At 42.5% G+C, this 20069-nt stretch carries 19 protein-coding genes; 8 read left to right on the top strand and 11 right to left on the bottom strand.

Translation table 11 applies throughout. The features are described 5' to 3' along the window. Nucleotides 1-7 precede the first annotated feature (7 nt). The 3 genes from panB to V7L01_RS31980 all read left to right on the top strand — a co-directional run bounded on the left by panB (nucleotide 8) and on the right by V7L01_RS31980 (nucleotide 1977). Nucleotides 8-778 carry a 3-methyl-2-oxobutanoate hydroxymethyltransferase gene (panB, locus tag V7L01_RS31990; RefSeq protein WP_335042136.1) on the top strand — a complete coding sequence of 257 codons (771 nt, stop codon included), beginning with the start codon at nucleotides 8-10 and terminating at the stop codon, nucleotides 776-778. 167 nt (nucleotides 779-945) lie between these two features. After that, complete coding sequence (locus V7L01_RS31985; RefSeq protein WP_335042134.1) at nucleotides 946-1086, top strand: hypothetical protein; 141 nt, start codon at nucleotides 946-948, stop codon at nucleotides 1084-1086. A gap of 195 nt (nucleotides 1087-1281) precedes the next feature. Next, nucleotides 1282-1977, top strand: coding sequence for a Uma2 family endonuclease (locus tag V7L01_RS31980; protein WP_335042132.1), 696 nt, complete (start codon nucleotides 1282-1284; stop codon nucleotides 1975-1977). Nucleotides 1978-1981: 4 nt separating this feature from the next. On the opposite strand, the gene V7L01_RS31975 is transcribed toward V7L01_RS31980, so the two are convergent. After that, nucleotides 1982-2077 carry an HNH endonuclease gene (locus V7L01_RS31975; RefSeq protein ID WP_335042267.1) on the bottom strand — a complete coding sequence of 32 codons (96 nt, stop codon included), beginning with the start codon at nucleotides 2075-2077 and terminating at the stop codon, nucleotides 1982-1984. Between the two features lie 59 nt (nucleotides 2078-2136). Here V7L01_RS31975 and trmFO point away from each other — a divergent pair, with 59 nt between their 5' ends. Further along, nucleotides 2137-3453, top strand: coding sequence for an FADH(2)-oxidizing methylenetetrahydrofolate--tRNA-(uracil(54)-C(5))-methyltransferase TrmFO (gene trmFO, locus V7L01_RS31970; protein ID WP_335042130.1), 1317 nt, complete (start codon nucleotides 2137-2139; stop codon nucleotides 3451-3453). Here the strand turns inward: trmFO and V7L01_RS31965 are convergent. Beyond that, nucleotides 3440-3583, bottom strand: a complete 144-nt coding sequence (locus V7L01_RS31965; protein WP_335042128.1) for a hypothetical protein — start codon at nucleotides 3581-3583, stop codon at nucleotides 3440-3442. The genes trmFO and V7L01_RS31965 overlap by 14 nt on opposite strands. A 175-nt stretch (nucleotides 3584-3758) precedes the next feature. On the opposite strand from V7L01_RS31965, the gene V7L01_RS31960 reads away from it, so the two are divergent. From V7L01_RS31960 to V7L01_RS31945, 4 genes are all read left to right on the top strand, one after another. Further along, on the top strand, nucleotides 3759-4160 hold the full coding sequence (locus V7L01_RS31960) for a fasciclin domain-containing protein (RefSeq protein WP_118166018.1): 402 nt from the start codon (nucleotides 3759-3761) through the stop codon (nucleotides 4158-4160). Nucleotides 4161-4365: 205 nt separating this feature from the next. Further along, a complete protein-coding gene (locus tag V7L01_RS31955) occupies nucleotides 4366-4701 on the top strand; it encodes a hypothetical protein (RefSeq protein WP_335042125.1) in 336 nt (111 codons plus the stop codon). 44 nt (nucleotides 4702-4745) lie between these two features. Then, the gene (locus tag V7L01_RS31950) at nucleotides 4746-4919 is read left to right on the top strand and encodes a hypothetical protein (protein ID WP_335042123.1); all 174 of its coding nucleotides are present in this window, start codon (nucleotides 4746-4748) and stop codon (nucleotides 4917-4919) included. 270 nt (nucleotides 4920-5189) lie between these two features. Further along, nucleotides 5190-7319, top strand: coding sequence for a bluetail domain-containing putative surface protein (locus tag V7L01_RS31945; protein ID WP_335042121.1), 2130 nt, complete (start codon nucleotides 5190-5192; stop codon nucleotides 7317-7319). A 120-nt stretch (nucleotides 7320-7439) separates the two neighbouring features. Here V7L01_RS31945 and V7L01_RS31940 read toward each other — a convergent pair whose 3' ends face one another. The 9 genes from V7L01_RS31940 to V7L01_RS31900 all read right to left on the bottom strand — a co-directional run bounded on the left by V7L01_RS31940 (nucleotide 7440) and on the right by V7L01_RS31900 (nucleotide 20067). After that, nucleotides 7440-7985: a GNAT family N-acetyltransferase gene (locus V7L01_RS31940; protein ID WP_335042119.1), complete on the bottom strand. Its 546-nt coding sequence runs from the start codon at nucleotides 7983-7985 to the stop codon at nucleotides 7440-7442. After that, nucleotides 7982-9337 (bottom strand): UDP-N-acetylmuramoyl-tripeptide--D-alanyl-D-alanine ligase, encoded by a 1356-nt coding sequence (locus V7L01_RS31935; protein ID WP_335042116.1) that lies wholly within the window; start codon nucleotides 9335-9337, stop codon nucleotides 7982-7984. The genes V7L01_RS31940 and V7L01_RS31935 overlap by 4 nt, the downstream gene beginning before the upstream one ends. 210 nt (nucleotides 9338-9547) lie before the next feature. Next, nucleotides 9548-9994 (bottom strand): tellurite resistance TerB family protein, encoded by a 447-nt coding sequence (locus tag V7L01_RS31930; RefSeq protein WP_335042113.1) that lies wholly within the window; start codon nucleotides 9992-9994, stop codon nucleotides 9548-9550. Between the two features lie 177 nt (nucleotides 9995-10171). Continuing rightward, entirely contained in the window at nucleotides 10172-10309 is a 138-nt protein-coding gene (locus V7L01_RS31925) for a hypothetical protein (RefSeq protein ID WP_335042111.1), read from the bottom strand. A 561-nt stretch (nucleotides 10310-10870) separates the two neighbouring features. Beyond that, a complete protein-coding gene (locus tag V7L01_RS31920; protein WP_335042109.1) occupies nucleotides 10871-11791 on the bottom strand; it encodes a histone deacetylase family protein in 921 nt (306 codons plus the stop codon). A 244-nt stretch (nucleotides 11792-12035) separates the two neighbouring features. Further along, entirely contained in the window at nucleotides 12036-14672 is a 2637-nt protein-coding gene (locus V7L01_RS31915) for an EAL domain-containing protein (protein WP_335042107.1), read from the bottom strand. Between the two features lie 933 nt (nucleotides 14673-15605). Next, on the bottom strand, nucleotides 15606-17399 hold the full coding sequence (locus V7L01_RS31910; protein WP_335042265.1) for a ShlB/FhaC/HecB family hemolysin secretion/activation protein: 1794 nt from the start codon (nucleotides 17397-17399) through the stop codon (nucleotides 15606-15608). Between the two features lie 405 nt (nucleotides 17400-17804). After that, nucleotides 17805-19580, bottom strand: coding sequence for an SWIM zinc finger family protein (locus V7L01_RS31905; protein WP_335042106.1), 1776 nt, complete (start codon nucleotides 19578-19580; stop codon nucleotides 17805-17807). A 358-nt stretch (nucleotides 19581-19938) separates the two neighbouring features. Next, the gene (locus tag V7L01_RS31900) at nucleotides 19939-20067 is read right to left on the bottom strand and encodes a hypothetical protein (RefSeq protein ID WP_335042104.1); all 129 of its coding nucleotides are present in this window, start codon (nucleotides 20065-20067) and stop codon (nucleotides 19939-19941) included. Nucleotides 20068-20069 lie beyond the last annotated feature (2 nt).

The following is a 20069-nucleotide window of genomic DNA, read 5'->3' as shown; positions in this document are numbered from 1 at the left end:
ATTAAAAATGGCAATCACTACCCAGCAATTAATTCAATGGAAACAACAGGGACGTTCAATTGTGGCGTTGACCGCCTGGGATTATGCGATCGCTCAACTCATCGATGCAGCTGGTGTAGACTTAATCCTTGTGGGCGACTCTATGGCAGTAGTTCTAGGGTATGAAACAACACTGCCGATAACGTTGGATGAAATGATATACCACGCCAAATCTGTGCGTCGTGGGGTTAAACGCGCATTAGTTGTTGTAGATTTACCATTTTTGACGTATCAAGAAAGTCTCCAGCAAGCGATGCACTCAGCTGGGCGGGTACTGAAAGAAACAGGCGCTCAAGCGGTAAAATTGGAAGGTGGCTATCCAGCGATCGCAGAAACTATTGCTCGTTTGGTACAAGCTGGAATTCCGGTAATGGGTCATGTCGGTTTGACACCGCAATCAATACATCAACTCGGTTTGCGACAACAAGGGAAAACGGAAGAAGCGAGTGAAAGGATTTTACAAGAAGCGATCGCTCTCGAAAAAGCTGGTGTATTTTCTCTGGTTTTAGAGCATATCCCCGCAGATTTAGCAATGCAGATTACACAAAAATTGAGCATTCCGACAATCGGTATCGGTGCGGGAACTCACTGCGATGGACAAGTCTTAGTTACTTCAGATGTACTCGGACTTGCTGAGAAACATCCACCATTCGCCAAAGCTTATACAAACTTGCGAGAAACGATTACCAAAGCCGTGCAAGATTATGCTGTGGAAGTGCGCGATCGGAAATTTCCATAATAGTTTGTGGCAAATTGTGTGCAGTTGCAAAACAGCAGAGCAAAGGTTGTGATGTTTAATTCCTAGATTTGGGAAAAATACTAGTGTAATAAACTTTTATAAACCAATGCTCAATTTAATATTTGCTTTTGGATATTCCAGCCTTGGTTATATACTTTATAACTCTGGTGACTATCAATCGCCATCGCTTAGGTAATCGGGAGGAAGCGATCGCCGATCTCCAAGAATCAGCCCAAATTGCTTTAAAGCATCAAAACACAATATTTCACCAAAAAGCAATCGACTTCATGAGCGAAATTCAGTCTTAACTAAGTCGGCATGAATAAATAATTATGGTTTGGAGTTGCGCTGTCTTTGCTAAAACGCAACTACAAGCTAATTCCAGAGATTTTACATAGCTTGGTTTTTTATCGCCGACTTACTTATAGGTAAAATTAAGATGAACGCGATCGCTATCTCAACTAGAAATATCAGCTAAAAACCCCATACTTGGAGGTACAGCAATGGTACAACAAGTTACACCAGAAACCACCATCGAAGTCATCTACCCGGAAAGCGACGGACAGCCAATGGCGGATAATACAGAACAATTTGCATGGATTGTCAAAATTAAAGAAAATTTAGAAATTTTATTTGCATCGCAAGCTGATGTATTTATCGCCGGAGATTTGTTTTGGTATCCAGTTAAAGGAAGCCCGAATCTTAAACAAGCGCCGGATACAATGGTAGTCTTTGGCAGACCAAAAGGAAAACGGGGTTCCTATTTACAGTGGGATGAAGATAATATCCCCCCACAGGTAGTATTTGAAATTCTGTCGCCAGGTAATACCCTCAAAGAAATGACCAAAAAATTGCAGTTTTACCAGCGTTACGGCGTAGAAGAATATTATATTTACGATCCGGCTAAGAACGATTTAAATGGCTTGCTCCGTTCTGGGGATAGTTTTGAAGTCATCGAAGAGATGAATGATTGGGTAAGTCCGCGTTTGGGAATCCGGTTTACACTAACCCCGGAAACTCTGGAAATTGTTTCTCCTACCGGACAAAAGTTTTTGTCACCCGTAGAAATCGATCGGTTACGAGAACAAGAACGCCAAGCAAAAGAAGCGGCTTTACAAGAATTAGAAAAAGAGCGCGATCGCTATCAAGAATTGTTGGCTAAACTCAAAGAAAAGGGAATTGATACAGATAATTTATAATTTTTTAAAGGTTACATAGAATACAGGCATAGCAGAAATTATCTGGTGTTGTTGCTCCACCATGTTTTACGCTGATTGTATAGTCAGCATGACTTTTTATTTAATTTTCCTTCTGTGATGCTGATGGATACTTATGATATAGGAACTAAAAATTTAACTATGGAACAACAACCGATACAAGTAATTGGAGGTGGACTAGCTGGAACTGAAGCAGCGTGGCAAATAGCCCAAGCTGGAGTACCGGTAATTCTGCATGAAATGCGTCCAAAACGCTTCAGCCCTGCTCATCATACAGAACACTTGGCAGAATTAGTGTGTAGTAATTCTTTTGGGGCAATGGCAAGCGATCGCGCGGCGGGATTATTGCACGAAGAGTTACGCCAACTTGGTTCTATCGTCATCTCGAAAGCTGATGAACACGCCGTTCCTGCGGGTGGGGCGCTAGCGGTAGATAGGGGGCAATTTGGCCAAGACTTGACTCAAACTTTAGCACATCATCCTTTAATTGAATTTCGCCGGGGTGAAGTGTCTGCGATTCCCGAAGGAATTGTGGTTTTGGCAACTGGGCCTTTAACCAGTCCCGACTTAGCGGAAGATTTGCGCCGCTTTACCGGGATGGAATACCTCAGCTTTTTCGATGCGGCTAGTCCGATTATTGTGGGAGAATCGATTAACCGTGACGTTGCTTTTATGGCATCACGTTATGACAAAGGTGAAGCCGCTTATCTCAACTGCCCAATGAATAAAGAGCAGTACTTGCGGTTTCGAGAAGAACTTTGTAAAGCGGAACAAACAGAACTCAAAGGTTTTGAACGAGAAACAGCGAAATTTTTTGAAGCTTGTTTACCCATTGAAGAACTCGCACAGCGTGGGGAAGATACCATGCGCTACGGCCCCCTAAAGCCAGTGGGGTTGTCAGATACTCGCACCGGGGAACGTCCTTATGCTGTGGTGCAGTTACGACAAGAAGATAAAGCCGGTCAACTGTGGAATATGGTAGGATTCCAAACTAACCTGCGTTGGGGCGAGCAAAAGCGAATATTTCAGCTAATTCCAAGTTTGGAAAAGGCAGAGTTTGTGCGATTGGGAGTGATGCACCGCAACACTTTTATTAATGCTCCTGGGCTAATGCATCCAACTCTGCAATTTAAAGAGCGTCCGACATTGTTAGCTGCTGGACAATTGATTGGTACTGAAGGCTATACTGCTGCGGCTGCGGGTGGCTGCTTGGCGGGAATTAATGCAGCGCGGCTAGCTTTGGGTAAAGAAGCTTTGGTTTTACCACCAACAACAATGATGGGTGCGTTATTGGAATTTATTAGTTCTGCTTCGCCAAAGCATTTCCAACCGATGCCACCCAACTTTGGGATTTTTCCCGAACTGGGTGCGAAAATCAAAAGTAAGCAGGAGCGTTATGGACGTTATCGCGATCGCTCTTTAACCGATTTAGCAAACTGGAAAGCTAATCATAATTAATCAGCATAGGGGAGCCACTGCCTTGCGGAGGTTCCCCCAATTGAAGCTTGATTGTATAATTGAGCATTGTTTGAATGCAGCGATCGCCGATCGTGCGCTCATAAGTTTTCGCCACCGCCACTTCATACATCAGCTGTTCAACTAAATCAGAATTTTCTTCAAAACATCATCAGGTGATGTCTAGCGTAAATTACACTTTTATGTGTGGTTTATTCAACGCCTGATTTTAAATTTATTTTGTTTAATAAAACTTAAAATAGGTTTATTATCCTTTAAAATCTTTTGCAGAGATTTAGGTAAGATATATGGCTGATATTGTTGATATTGCAGTTACGGCTGAGTCTTTCAAAACACTGGTGGCGGCTGTACAAGCTGCTGGTTTAGTAGAAACATTAAAAAGTCCTGGCCCGTTCACTGTCTTTGCACCAAATGACGATGCTTTTGCCAAGTTACCGCCGGGAACTATCCAAACTCTGTTACAGAATATTCCCCAGCTAACGCGGATTTTAAAGTATCATGTCGTTCCAGGAAAGCTGCTAAAGGCTGATTTAGCAGAACTCGGTACGGTTAATTCTGTGGAAGGTTCACCCATTAAAATTAGTTCTTCTGATGGTTTTGAAGTTAAAAATGCCACAGTTTTAGCAGCAGATATCGAAGCTGATAATGGTGTGGTACACGTTATCGATACGGTGATTTTACCGGGTTAATTCAGCTAGGGTGGGTATTTTCCACCCTACTTATCCAAAATCTTTATAATTAACTAACTATTGCTAGTATCAAAACGCAACTCAATAGTTTAATTTATGTTATATTTGCAATGTGAGTACTCACTCATATATTAATGTTGATTTCGTTATTTTAAAATACAATAAATTAAATTCTTAAAACGCTAACATCTATCCCAATAAATTAATGCTCGATTTAAACACCTTAGCTGAGTTCTCTCGTGGTAACTGCGTTAGTATTTGTGCATTTCTCGTACCAGCGAACTTGCTTGTCACAATTTTAACGATGAGCCTGGTAGCGTTACGTCGCCCATCGTATCAAGTGTGGCAATCTGCTGGAATTGCTAGCTTTTTCGCTTCTGTAATGATACTGCACGTATATACTTGGTTCCAGATTGGCGTGGTGATGGCTCCTACTTATATCTTGCTGTGGCTAGCAATTACTTGTTTGGTGACGAATTTGGCAGCAATTCTTTTTCAAAGACGCTACAGTAACAGCCCTAGTCTTTCCAACAACGCCTGAAATCTACACATAGTTGCGGATCGCACTATTTCTCCAACTCGCTGGTGCGTAAACGCTTCTTCGGCTTGTGGTTAGACATCGCTCTTTACAATTCTTTCATCGCACCCAATACGGCAAATTTGCCCTTTTTGGGTGTGTATGCCAGTAATTACAAACCTGCGATCGCACCTTCTGATAAGGTAAAGCGCTGCGTAGGCACTTCTTCGGCTTATCGTTAGACATTACCCTCCAAATTTTAGATTTAAGACGACTTAAAATTCTGTACTCGCCCTTTCTGGTGCTGTTGGTAAAAGCAGCAATGACTCGATTAATGCTGCGTCGCGTCAGCTAAATAGCAACTTCGTCTTAAACTTACTTTACAAACAGCTTTTAATATTATCAAAATTGATAAATCAATATTCTCACTGTTATGAGTACAAATCTAACTAAAGACTCTGAGATGAGTTCAGTATTTTTGCTTGTAGCTAAAATAAGTTTAATAGAAGTTTATGACCTCAACTACAACATCCACTTACGATGCCAATGGCAGACTGATATCTGAGAATATAGACAAAAACAGTGATGGCACAATAGACTCAGTTATTACCTACAGCTATAACCAGACATCCCTTATCTATGACGACAACGGTGATGGTATCGCTGAATCTATCTACACCTATACTTATGATGCCAAGGGCAACCTGACATCCTATAACGTTGACTTCAGCGGCGACGGCATTGCTGATTTTATCAGAACCTATACTTATGATATCAACGGCAACCAAACATCCGAAACCCTTGACGACAAGCGTAGCGGTATCATCGCTGTTGTCCAAACCTCTACTTATGATGCCAACAGCAACCGTATATCTTATAGTCGTGACCAGAACGAAGACGGCATTGCTGATTTTTTCTCAACCTCTACTTATGATGTCAAGGGCAACCTGATATCCTCTAGCACTGACTACAACGGTGACGGCATCAGTGATTATATCCAAACCTCTATTTATGATTCCAAGGGTAACCGTACATTAACTAGTCGTGCCAACAATGCTGACGGCACTGTTGGTGTTGAGACCGAAATCTATGATACCAACGGCAAGTTGACATTCTCTAGCTTTGACTCCAACGGCGACGGCATTGCTGAACAAGTTTACATCTATACTTATGATGCCAAGGGCAACCGGACATCGGAAAGTCGTGACTTTAACAGCGATGGCATCGCTGATTCTGTCGAAACCTTGGTTTATGATGCCAACAACAAGGTGACATCCTCTAGTACTGACTACAACAGCGATGGCATCGCTGATTCTGTTGAAACCTATACTTATGATGCCAACGGCAACGAGATATTTTATAGTCGTGACAACAACGGCGATGGCATCGTTGATAGTGGCGGAACCTTCGTTTATGATGCCAAGGGAAACGTGACATCCTCTACCTATGACAACAACAGTGACGGTATCGCTGATATTGTCTATATCTATACTTATGATTATGATGCCAACGGCAACCTGATATTTTATAGCTATGACAACAACGGTGACGGTATCGCTGATTCTGTCGAAACCTCTACTTATGATGCTAACAGCAAGTTAACATCCCAAAGCTATGATAGCAACGGCGACGGCATCGCTGAACGTGTTGAAACTTATGATGCCAACGGCAAGTTGACATCCCGAAGGAATGACGACAACAGCGACGGCATAGTTAATAGTGTCGAAACCTATATATATGGACGCGCATCCGCCAGCTATGACTTCAACAACGATGGTGTAATTGATGCGGTTGGCACTTATATTTACGATTTTAGTGGCAAGCTAAAATCACAGCTTCTTGACAATAATCATGATGGTATCATTGATGAAGTAACTGCTTACAGCTACGATGCTAACGGCAAACTCACTGCACAGGTAGTTGACAAAAATAATGATGGCATCGCTGATGAGATTACCACTTACAACTACGATGCCAACGGCAAACTAACTTCCGCAGATATTGACAATAACAGCGATGGGATCGCTGATGCAGTTGCCAGTTATCTGTTTGATGCTAATAGTCAACCGATCGGCAAGATTACTACAGAAGCAAATGTACCAAACATTACCTTAAGCGGTGGCAACTGTAAAGATAAACTCACTGCTGGGGCTGGTAATGACAAAATTTCTGGTAAAAACGGCAACGATCAACTCTTTGGATTAGCAGGAAATGACAAACTGGTTGGTGGTAACGGTAATGATATCCTCAACGGTGGCGCTGGTGGTGATACCCTCACAGGCAGTAATGGTGCTGATAAATTTGTGTTTAACAGCCTAAGTGATTCGCTGCTATCTAGGTTTGATGTGATTACTGACCTTAACATCTGTCAACATAAAATTGATAGTCTGAATACAGTTTCAGCCGCTAATTTGGTTCAACTTGGCACTGTTGCAAGTCTGAATCTTTCAGATGTACAACAGATATTAACTGTAACTGCTTTTGTGGCTAAAGCTGCGGCAACTTTCACTCTCGGTAAAGGCACTCATCAGCAGACTTTTCTGGCAGTTAATGATAATACTAATGGATTCTCTGCTCTCACCGATGCCGTGATTGAGATTAGTGGCTACAAAGGCAACTTAAATCACTTAGCCATTGTCTAAGTTTAGTTACTTCAAAAAATTTGCTGGTATTGGCAGGTTGCGCCCAGGAATATACATATCAGATCATATCAGAAAAAGCGATCGCTTGCAGACCAAAAAATCGGTTAGGCTATACCTTACCTAATTAACTCTTCTCCACTCATGCTCAAGGATGGCATATAGCCAAGAGTCTCGCCATTCTCCCTTAATCCAATGGTGTTCTCGCAAATATCCTTCCTGCTGCATTCCGATTTTTTGCATAACTCTTGCTGAGGCAATGTTTTCTGGGTGACAAGTCGCAAAGATGCGATGTAAGCCTAACTCCTGAAAACCAAATGATACAATTGCTTTTACAGCTTCAGTTGCATATCCTTGCCCCCAAAATCCCTTAGTAAAACAGTATCCAATAGAGCCTATTTTATTGTCAGTATCTTTAATGGATATTCGACAGATTCCAATTAATTGCTTTTGGACTTTTAAAGTCACTGCCAAGGCAAAATGCTGACGAGGTTCTTCGCCTTGCAATGAAATCTCTCTTTGCAAAAAATTCTTGGTATCTTCTTCGCTATTAGGGCCAAAAGTCAAATAACGCACAACTTCACGATCGCTAGCGTATTGATGAACCTCTGGCCAATCTGATTCTACAAAGTCTCGCAATATGAGACGTTGGGTTTCGAGTGGTATCATTTAGGAAATTCTGCACGTAACTGATTGACTACCCGATCTAGTCCCACGGAATGGGCGGCTTTGAACAATAAACGATCGCCTGCTTGCACAAATATTTTCAACCTAGCCACCAAATCAGCATGAGTTGCAAAGCACTCCGATGGGATACCTTCGGCACTAAGGGCGATCGCTTCGGCATCTTGTCCATCTACCAAAACCAACAAACCGTCTAAATTCAACTTTCGCACTGTTTCTCCCACTCGCTGGTGCAACTGCTGCGATCGCTCTCCCAATTCTTTCATTGCACCCAACACGGCAATCTTCCGCTTTCCGGGTGTATCTGCCAATAATTGCAATGCTGCGATCATCGCTTCTGGTGCAGCATTATAAGTTTCATCTAAGATTAACACGTCATTGGGTAAGCTAAATCGCTGCGATCGCCCTGTGGGCATATCCACCATTACACCTGCTTTCAGGCTTGCCCAATCGATCCCCAACACCTTTGCCACCGCTAAAGCTGCCAAAAAATTAGTTGCATTGTGACGCCCAGGTAGAGGTAGAGGTAGTTGAATTCCTGCAACTTCTACAGTGTCGTTATCAATTAATTGCCCTTCGATATCTCCACCAGAAAAGCCGTAAGTTAAAACTTCTCCCTGCCAAAATTTTGCTGCTGTGGCCATTAATAAAGGATTGTCGTGGTTCAGAATTGCCACGCTATCAGCAGACATTTCGGCTAATAACTCACATTTTGCCTCAGCGATCGCTTCTTCGGAACCCAGTAACTCAATATGCGCCGTTCCCACATTGGTAATCACTCCAATTGTTGGACGCGCTATTTGCGTCAGTTCGGCAATTTGTCCCCTACCCCGCATCGCCATTTCAATCACGGCGTAGTCATGTTCTGCACCAAGTTCTAGGAGAGTTTTCGGGACACCAATTTCGTTGTTGTAATTTCCAAAAGTTTTGTGAACTCGTCCCTTTGTTCCTAAAACTGCCGCAATTAATTCTTTAGTTGTAGTTTTACCTACAGAACCTGTTACACCAATCACAGGGATGTGAAAGCGATCGCGCCACCATCTGCCAATTTTCTGATATGCCTGGAGGGTGTCTTTTACCCGTAATATAGGAAAACCAGGATTTTCGTATTCAAAATCCACAATTGCAGCTATTGCACCTTTTGCGATCGCAGTTGGCACAAATTCATGTCCATCAAACTTATCACCTCGGAAAGCTACAAATACTTCACCTGGCTTCAGGGTACGGCTATCTGTTTGTATCCCGCAACTTACTTGTGTTAAAGCAGTTTCAGATAAGTTTATCGGAGTGGCCAAAATAACTTCAACTAGTTGGGTTAGGGTGGCAGAACAACGCATAAGTAATTTACAATTTCGAGTTCAAAATTAGAAACTCGAATTATGACACAATAATGCATTGAACAACAAGATTTGCTACTTCTCGAAAAAGGCGCGAATCTAAGCCTAGTCACAATAGCGCCAAAAATAGTGCCAAAGAAGCTTAACTCCTTTGGCACGCTTTGTTTATAAGCTATATATATAGTCTAATTAAGCATATATTTTATCGCCCTATCCCCGGTTTTTAATCAATATTACTTGCACAATTTGTATTGCTATCTCACTAGAAACCCCTAAAGCTTGATATAAATCATTTAGGAAGTTTTTGTCTTCTTCAGCTACAGTACCTTCAGCTAAGACTAAATCAGTGGCTACTGCAAAGGCTGCTTCCCGCAAGTCTTGAGATAGAGAATCTTTTGCTGCATTAAATAAAGCATTAAAACCATCACCCTGGAGAATGCCCAAGATTTTTTCAAACAGCTTCTTCATCATCTCATGGGGATAACTTTTAAAAAGTTTCATCCGGGACAGCACAGAAGTGATAGAATCTTCTTGCTCAACAGAAAGATAACCGTCTGAGGCTGTTGCCACTAATATAATGACAGCAAAAGCTTCCTCTTGATTGAGTGCTGTTTGGGTTTGGCTTTCTGTGCCCAACACAGCGTCGAATAGACCCATTGTAGTAGCTCCTTGGTTTGAGTCTCAATAGCGCTACAGTTACCTGTATGTTTGATAGATTTCCAGGTAAGGCTGCAACGCTGTGAGACTTTCATACTTTAGTGTTCCCAGGATTTATTCACGGCGAACACCTGTACCCAATGGTTTTTGGCAAAAATTATACTGCTATCAGTAAACTTAGCGTTCTCCTGTTTTTTCTATTGTTTCAATTACCGCCAAACCTATACCAGAAGCTGCTATTAACAGTACTACTGACATCAAATAGGCGTTGGTCAGCATTCGTAGGGCTTCATCGAAAAAAATGTAGGTGGTCATTGCTTCACCTGTTTAAATTTGTGCTGCTAGTACTTTTTATTTCTCCACACCCCGATAGGTGAATTTCGTTGAGAAACTGCTAGCAATTGCATCTTAACAAAACTTTAGCTGTTTCAGAACAACATTCAAACTTTTTATTTCTGAAGATTTGATGAATTTTAGTAAGCCTTTGTAAAAGAAATTACTTAGTTTTAGTTTAGATCGCAAGTTGTGTCACCCTAAATTTACGTAAAGATAGTTGTTAAATTTGTCAACTAACTCACAAAGAATCATGACAATAAATATGCACAAATGCCTATTTTTGCTAACTATGTTGTGAAATCCAAAGGAAATATATAAGAAGATTCCCGGTTTTTGAGAGAAGTCGAGAATCTGAGCTACAAATTAAATACGATTGCTACGATGTCAGTGGATGTACGAAAGTTATTCAATTAAGAATTCCGAGGTTTCACCTAAAAAAAGGGCGTTGCAGAGCAGTGGCATGAATTGGGACAAGCAGTGGGGAATTTTAGAAGTTGCCAAATTATCGCGCTTTCTCTGCAACGCCAAAAAAAGAAATCCCTAAAATAAACAGCGTTCAATTGTCGCTACAACCGATTGAGAAAGAGAATCAAAGTCGTAACCACCTTCTAAACCAAACAGAATTTTACGAGTTATCCCCAGACAATAATCAGTAAATAAAGCGTAGTCTTCTGGCTGCAAATTGATACTTGCCAAAGGATCTGCGGCATTGCCATCATAACCAGCACTCACAAGCAGTAAATCTGCCTGAAAGTTAGCTAAAAACGGTACGACCTGTCTTTCAAAGAGTGGCTGATATGTTGCAATATCACTACCTGGGGGTACAGGTAAATTTAATACATTATTATGAAAGCCGCGTTCCGTGGATCTTCCAGTACCGGGATAGCATGGGTACTGATGTAGGGAACAGTAGGCGATGCATGCTTCAGTTTCGACGATCGCCTGAGTACCATTACCGTGATGTACATCCCAATCAAGGATGGCGACGCGGTTAATTCCGGGTTGTTCGAGGGCAAAAAAAGCTGCGATCGCTGCATTAGAAAATAGGCAAAAGCCCATCCCCGCATCACTTTCTGCATGGTGTCCTGGGGGACGCGCCAGTACAAAAGCTGGATTAGCCGACTTTAATACAGCCTCAACTCCATCCAACCATGCACTTACTGCCAACAAAGCCACATCATAACTGCGCGGGGAAACTGGCGTATCTCCATCCAAAGGGCCGCCGCCACTAGAAGCGATTTGCCAAAGTTTTTTGATGTAGGCTGGGCTATGCGCTTTAACCAACATAGGCATCAATAATGGCTGTTCTGATGCTGGTGTGGGCGATCGCCAGGCGATTTTATCTGCGAATGTAGCTGCTTTTAGGGCAGTAGCGATCGCTATCAAACGTTCTGGTCTTTCGGGATGGTATTTTCCAGTCTTGTGATCTAAAAATTCATCGGAATAGATGACTGGCAACATAGAACGAAAAAAGTTAGCAGCAAGACAATGAATGCTATTGTATCGTCACTGGCACAAACAGTTTTTCTTTGTATTAGTAGGCTGTCCCATTAAATTTCAGGGATAAGAGAACGAACCGCGTACTCCTACGGAGAAGTAAGCTACGCGCAGCGTCTCGCAGAGAAGACGCGAAGTACGCAAAGGAAGAAGGAAAGAAGAGAAATTGAAGAATTTATCTACTTGTCAGAATTAATGGGACAGACTACTAGACCTTTGGTCGTTTACTTTCGAGGGTTTCTGTTGCAATCTTTGCAGAAAGCGGTCGGTAGAATAGAAAGCCCTGGACATCCTCACAGTTGATAGATTTTAAGAACTCTAATTCCTCTTCTTTTTCTACCCCTTCAGCCGTCAACTTCAATCCCAAGCTGTGTCCCAAGGTAACTATAGCCTGGATAATATGAGCTACTTTGTCATCCTGTGTCAAATTTTGAATGAAAGATTTATCTATTTTCAGATTGTGGAGTGGCAAAAGTTGTAGGCGCGAGAGCGAGGAATGACCCGTACCAAAGTCATCAATGGAGATGTAAACACCCATCTGCTGTAGATCCTTTAACACCGTTCTGGTGAAATCTAAGTCCTCAATGGCTGTGGTTTCCATAATTTCTAATTCTAAAAAGCGCGGCTCCAGACCCGTTTGTTCTAAAACTGTGGCTATAGTCTCCACCAATTTGGGTTGACGGAACTGCTTAAGAGAAAGATTGACAGCCATCATTATGGGTGGAAATCCTGCATCTTGCCAGATTTTATTTTGAGTACAGGCTGTCCGTAATACCCATTCGCCGATGGGGACAATTAATCCACTTTCTTCGACCAAGGGAATGAAAACGCTAGGTGCGACCAATCCCATCTCTGGGTGCTGCCAACGCAATAGAGCCTCCATACCAGTAATTTCTTCTGTAGCAATATTCACACGAGGCTGATAGTACAGCGTAAATTCATTGCGTTCTAGGGCATAGCGCAAGCTCTTTTCTAAAGTCAGGAGTTCAGGATTTTTCGCACTCAGGGAAACACTGTAGAATTGGTAGTTATTCCGCCCTTTGTCTTTGGCGTAGTACAAAGCGGCATCTGCGTGCTGGATTAGTGTTTCGGCGTCAGGACTGTTGTTATCAAGCAACGCAATACCGAGGCTGGCAGTCACATAAAGTTCATGCCCTTGGAGATAAAAAGCATCCTCCAACGCTTGTAAGATTCTGCACGCCACCAGAGTTACCTCTTCAATATCATTGACTCGCGGGAGTAAGATAGTGAATTCATCGCCTCCCCAACGAGCTACAGTGTCTCCGCCTCTGAGTGAGTCTTTTAATCTTTGAGAGACGCTTTGTAACAATTGGTCTCCCAGAGTATGCCCCAGAGTGTCATTAATCACCTTGAAGCGATCCAGGTCGAGGAAGATCACAGCTAAACTTTCGCCATTCCGAGTTGCGTTGGGCAAAGTTTTACTGAGCAATTCGTTAAATAGTAGGCGATTGGGTAACCCTGTCAGCAAGTCATGGAGGGCTTGATAGCGAATCTTTTCTTCTACTTGTTGGCGCTGCTGCGTACCAATGATACTGGCGGCCATCGTTAAAAGGGTAGATTCTTCGTGCTTTGACCAATGACGCTCAAAGGTGCAGTCTGCCAAGCCAAGGTAACCCCAGAACTCATTCTCCAACCGGAGAGGCACCAGGAGAAGGGATTGAATGCCATCTCGAATCAGGAATTCTTGTTCGGCGACAGGAAATTTTTGAGTGAGTCCGCTAATTGACTGGCCGCTAGAGAGAACAGTATACCAACGAGCTAATCCAGAAGCTTGATAAGGCTGATTCTGCCAATGGTGATGGCTAGATTCAATAAAAGAGCGCGTCCATTCAAACCGCAGGCTGACTGCTATTTCACCTGTAGCAGGATGGAGATGGTTCTGAAACAGATAAGCACGATCTGCCTGGGCCGCTTCACCGAGTACAGCTAGAGCTTGAGCAATACCAGTTTCGTAATTCATTTCCCCTAGCAAATAATTGGCAGCTTCCGCAACTGCCTGTAGCAAGCGATCGCGCTGGCGCAGTTCGGCTGTAGCTTTCTTTTGCTCTGTAATATCTCTAATAATAAAAGTTCTAATTAAATCACTTTCAGGAAGGTAGAGAACGGATTGTTCAAAAACTTCTGCACCTACTTCCACCTCCCGCACAAAAGATTTTTTTTCTAGATTATTAACTTCACTCAAAAGTCCTGTTAAGATTGGGTGTTTCGTCCCAACTTCTCGAAGTTTGGGAAACTTAAGAGCTGCGGCTGGATTGAGATAAGTAACTGTTCCCTCTAAATCCATCTCAATAATTGGATTGGGGATGAGTTCAGGAAAGGATGCTAGGCGAGCTAGAGCAGACTCACTGGCTGCTTCAAAGCTAGGATCGATAGCTAAGGTTTGAAAAGGATTGGCAGGACTGGCTTGCTCTGATAAGAAACCAGATAAGTCTTCAACATCAAAAGATTCAGAAAATGCTTGTTCTGAAATATTAGAAATAGCATAATATTTCGCCTGAGCTTTATTACTGCCAAAAGCAATGACATCTCCATGCCTAAGATTATGAGAAAAGCATTTAGTGCCATTTACAAATAAGCCATTAGTACTTCCTTTTCCCTTGTAGTTGCCATCAATAATCTGAAAACCGTATTGCTCAGTCTCTGGAACAGTTACTCGCAATAAAATTGCATGTTGCATTGATACCGATCGGGAAGCCAAGACAATAGTGTTTGCGGGATGCCGCCCTAGAGAATAAGTAGTCTCTCGCAAGGGGACAGTTCGTCGCCCTTCCAGGTCTCGAATGACCAACAGATGGCGTATTTTTTCCCGCTCATTTCTTAGCATGGCTGTTCCTCAAATACTCATATATTTAATGTTTTAGTCTGAAAAATTCTAAGTTAATTAAAGGTTTTTAGTAAGTGAATATAACTCTATTTCAAGGGATATATCCACTTACAACAACCTTATCTAATTAATTTTATATTGCGTAACATATTTGATTTATTCTTGCTCACTTACTTACTCCTATATAGCGGTTCTTGTATGCAATACACTCCGAACATCCTTTTTTAGGCTATCCATTAGTTACATCTTTATTAAGATTTTTGGGAGCGATCGCAGGCACTTAACAAATCCTTATACATCTGTGTGAAATTTTCAATAAAATTGATTAGTTATCATTAAAGTAAGGGAAAACTTGTCAATTAACCTCTTTGCCTCACTCTCTAAAACCCTTTTAAAATCTGGGTTTCAGGATTGTTACAAAAAATGTGACTAATGCACAGCCTTTTAGGAGAGAGGCTTTGAATCTTACTCCTCAAGGCTATAAGGGTTCGGGCTGTTCTTGTTAGGTCTGTATTAGACTCAACCTAGAAGCGCTATGAGTGCAGTCTGAAAGTCTACACTTAAGGAAAATTTGCTCGCCGTGACCTATTGGGATGAGGGTGCAGCCTTCTCTTTATGATTGAGCGTTTGGAATGAGATGGCTAATTGTTTAGTCAGTTTTTGGGGTAGAAGTTGTAGCTGTTTTCTTTACTCACACATAAGTTATAAAATTTGTTCCTTCGTTTATATCATTTAACCTTGTCTTTCTTAGGATACCCAGAATAACAATTCAAAATTCAAAATTCAAAATTCAAAATTGTTCGCGCAACTTTAAGTTGGCACAGCCTCTCGTAGAGAAGTGAAGAGAGTTACATAAGGAGATTTAAACCCTTACTGAAAGTGAGCAAAGTCCAGTCTCTGGTAGAGAATAAAAGGAGAATGAACCCCTAAATTTTAAAAAGGATTATAAATTAAACTAAAATACAGACCGTTTTCTTGTAATGTTCTATCATTTGAGTTAACAGATACTAAAGGAATGCCCCAGTCAAGACGAGCGGTGAAGCGATCGCCCTGTGACCAACGCAACCCTAGACCAACAGCAGCTAGAGTATTAGGGTCGGGATTCTCTCTACCAGAACTGTTCCAGCCAACGCCAAAATCCACAAACGGGACAACCTGTAATATGCTATCTATCTGGGGTAAGCGCAAAATCGGTACTTGAACTTCAGCAGAAACAAAAGTGGCATTATCTGTCAACAGGTAATCTTGACGGTAGCCGCGAATGCTATCCTGCCCACCTAAGCCAAATTGCTCTATAGGTAAGAGTGTTCTGGATGCTAGCTGGGTATTCACACGTAATAATAATAAGGTTTCAGGAGCTAAAAGGCGTGCCCACTGCGCTTGCCCTTGCCAAGCAAAAAAACGGCTATCGGGAGGATTTTGATTAACCGTGGCATTCAACGCATCTATGCCCAAACTGAATTGAGAGCGTAAGGCGATGACTTCACGGCTGTTGCGACTCGTCCATTCTTGAAAAAACCGCAACGCAGATACCCTGGTGCGTCCCTGTTCATCAGCACCAGGCGAAAGTAGAGAGGCGGGAATTCCTTCTTTCTCTAGAATCCACGAGATATCACTTTCACGTCGGGAAGCTGTTAACCCAACGGCAAATTCTTGTGTGGGAGTTTGAACTATGGGCTGACGGAATGTCAATTCGTAGTAGCGAGAAGCCGATTCGATATCTAACGATCTGAAATCAGGTTCAATGACATTACTCGACGTAGTGCCATAGTTGAAGGTAAGCGTCCCGTTGCGAGGATTAAGAGGTAATGTGTAAGTAGCGTCAAAAGAGTTACTACCATCAGTGTTCGTGTATCCTAAACTCAGACCATCTCCAAATCCGAGTAAGTTGGCTTCATTCAAACGTAATCCGCGGCGGAAACTGCCAACGCTAGGCGATCGCCCATTATCAAGAACTATTTGGCTACTAAAAGTTTTAGCCTCACCGATCTTGACTTCTAACAGACTCGTACCAGTCTGAGATCCTGCCGAGAGTTCAGCAGTCACGTTTTGAATCAAAGGATTAAGTTGCAAAAGTTGCAGTGCCTCTAGTAGACGCTGGCGATTCAGAGGCGGTGATGTAGCTATTGCCAGTCGGCTGCGGACATAATTCCGATTTAACCGCCTAGTCCCGGTTACCTGGATATCTTCTAATTTACCTTCGACCACCTGAATTTTTACAACACCGGATTGGATTGTTTGGGGTGGAATATAAGCACCAGAGGTAATGTAACCATTTTTGACGTACAGCTCAGTGATTTTAGAACGTGCTTGATACACTTCAGTCAGCGAGATCGGTCGTTTGGTAAATTCAGCAGTGGCGAGGGCTAACTCTTCAGGACTGAAAACTGTGCTACCAACAACTTCAAACCGTTCAACAATAATAGTTTGAGGAAAGTTGCCAGGGAGTGGTTCCTCAAGTGTGGGATTTGGGGCAGAGGGTGGAAATAGTTCTGCTGGTGGAGGGAGTGGCTGTGGCACTTCAGGTGAGGGAAGTGGAGAAGGTAAGGATGGTTGGACATCCTGTGGCCGTGGGAGTTGTTGCGACAGGATGAAATTACTAGTTGGTAATTGTGTGGTATCAACAGCCTGAGCTTTCAGTGGACTAAAAGATATGCTGCTGAGTAATAGAAGTATATTCAGCGGTAAGCAGGACACTATAAGATTCTGAGGATATTTATTAATCATCACACTGGATTATTTTTTGTCAGAAACTATAGGATTATACGGCGACTGCTTCAGAAGTGAATCTTACTTCATTTTTTGTCGCTAAAGTTTATATCTTCGGCAAATCTCAATTTAAAAGCTAAATCATCTGATTATTGCAGACTTAAAAGTATCGATGGTATTCGATCTGCATAAGTAAGCATATATGTTGGAATTATCTGTTGGCATTGGTGGAGAAATAGACCTAGAGTATTTGGATGAATCAGAGTTTTCTGTATGGCGCGATCTAGGTTACACTTATTACTTCAGAAGGTAAGCAAAAACATTTAGAGCAAAAAAGTGTTGTAATTGCAGATTAAGCAATTATCGAGCTTCTTCAGGCTCTAATCCATTTTGTATATGATTTATAGTTACAAACAATAATTTTTACTCCATACCTTTTTGCTTAAACATTCCCATCAATTTACGTTTACGAGCGTGGGTTTGTATCAAGTTTTCCCGATAGCTTGACCAGTCAGCTTTCTTCCCAGATTCCAAGTAGGCATTACGTGCCTTTTTCAACCATTCAACCGCGTAGTAGTAGTATTCGGCTTTACCTGCATCCATAATCTTTTCGGCACGGCGACGAGCATTAGCAATCACCCAACTAGGATTGTGAGAGATAGCAGCATCCATAACTTGGTAAATCAACTCTGAATAATAAGAACTGAGTTCGCTAACGATCGCAATTGCATCATCAATCAGTCCTTCATATAAAAATATATCTACCTTGGCTGATTCTGTTCCCAAAGCACCATCAGTACGGATAATTCTCAGTAGGTCTGTTTTGACACTTTCCCAGTTTTCACCAGCCAATTCTGCCATCTTTTGGTAGTCAACCAAGCAGGGCTTCACTTGAAAAGCAGCCTTGATTGCTAATAAAGCAGCTTCACTATTACCCCACTCAAGAGCCAAATCACTTGTCCAAATTCCCAATTCGTACTGACAATTACCCGGTAAATTTAATCCACTCTGGGCTATATCTAGTGCTTGCTGTAATGCCCCCTGAACGCTTAGTGCTTTCGCTAGGGCAAAAGCCTCTTCCATTGAGTTCATCTGGGTTTGAGCAGCATCAATTGCTTCTTCCACCCTGCCCAAACGCCCTAGCATTGTGAGATATTGCTGGGTTTGCCCTTCCGCTTCTGCTAAATACAGGTATTCTTGGTAACGTTCCTGACGTTCAAGAATTTTCAGCCGAATTAATGCCAAATCATCTGCGTAGTCTGGTACGTCTTCTTCCCAAGCTCCCCTTTCGGTGATATTACCTTGGAGAACTCGTACCAGTGGCGGATAATCCCAACCTTGGCGTAAAGCTTCCATAACTAGGCCAAAATCAGCATTCCACTCATCTTGCCAGGCTTCTAAATTTATTTGAATATCAACTTTTTCTTCTGGGGTGAGTTCCACACTAAGAATAGCTTCACACCAGGCATTATTTAATTCCCCGACAATTTCATCGTTTTCAGCGCCATATTCTGCAACATCGTCCCAATTTTCCGCACAGGTAGAGGTAATCGCTTCCAAAATAGCGATCGCATTTTCACTCTCTCCCCGTTCGCTAAAATCTACCGCAGTTTGGACTACACTCAGCAATTCTTCGCCAATCGGTTCTTCTTCGTACCCCTCCTCAAAGTAGCGCACGGTATCCCGGAGAATCTGCCGTACTTGCCCACGAAAGGGAACCGGATTGATAGTACTGCGGCGCAAGGATTTTGTAATTTTTTCCTGGACAGCAGGATTAGTCATCCAGGTAACATGGCGGTCAATCGCCTCAATCAGGGGTGGGTATTCTGTTACCAAATCTTGCAGCAGCTTTTGGGTTTGGATCGGATCGAGGCGATCGAGTAGTTGTTCTAAGGTGGGGCGCTGCTCAATATTTTCTGAGTTACGCGCACACACGAGCATCGTCGCTACAATGTGTTTGCACCACCCTTCAAAGTCATAGGCACAGGTGCAGTTGACTGAGGTTAACCCACTGCTATCAAAACTCAGATTGACATGATAAGGTCTAGCTTCAGTGCCTGTAACCTCTGCCTGAAGCAGATGACCGCGTTGGGTAACAGCATTGACAGCACCTGCCTCATAATATGCCTCGCCTCGCTGGAAAGATTTGGCGTTGGCATGACGGCGGATAGTAAATTCACTAATTTGGGGAATAGACATCGAGCGATCGCCTGCGTAAATCTTCTGGATAAATCCTAAATCCAGCTTAGGTCTTAGGCTGACGCCCTGTAAAGAAAAAGGTGTGGGGAATAGACGCAGAGGGGCAGAGTGCGGAGGGCAGAGGAGAAGAATTTCCCCCTGCTCCCCTGCCCCCTGCCCCCTGCTCCCCTGCTTCTTCCCCAGTCCCCACTCCCTTTGGAGTCTAAAAAAAATAAGTATCTAGATTTGACTATAATTACTGGAAACATCCATCTTTCCGCCAGAAGTGATTGAATCATAATTTAAGTTAGCAAAACCCAAATGTTAAATCAGTAAATAGTTATCAGGCGTATGGTAGGGAATTTAAATCAGTTACCAGTTAAGAGCGATCGCTCTTACTGTGTTCTGGGGGCTTAAACCCAGCAACGAACTTGACAACTGATAACTGATAACTGTTAAAGGGGTTGCGCTGATTGTCGGTCAAGTTGAGAATAAATAGGCGAAGCACAC

The sequence above is a fragment of the Nostoc sp. genome, assembly GCF_036917095.1.
In the GTDB taxonomy this organism is placed as follows: Bacteria; Cyanobacteriota; Cyanobacteriia; order Cyanobacteriales; family Nostocaceae; genus Nostoc.
This window is presented reverse-complemented; position numbering and strand designations above follow the sequence as displayed.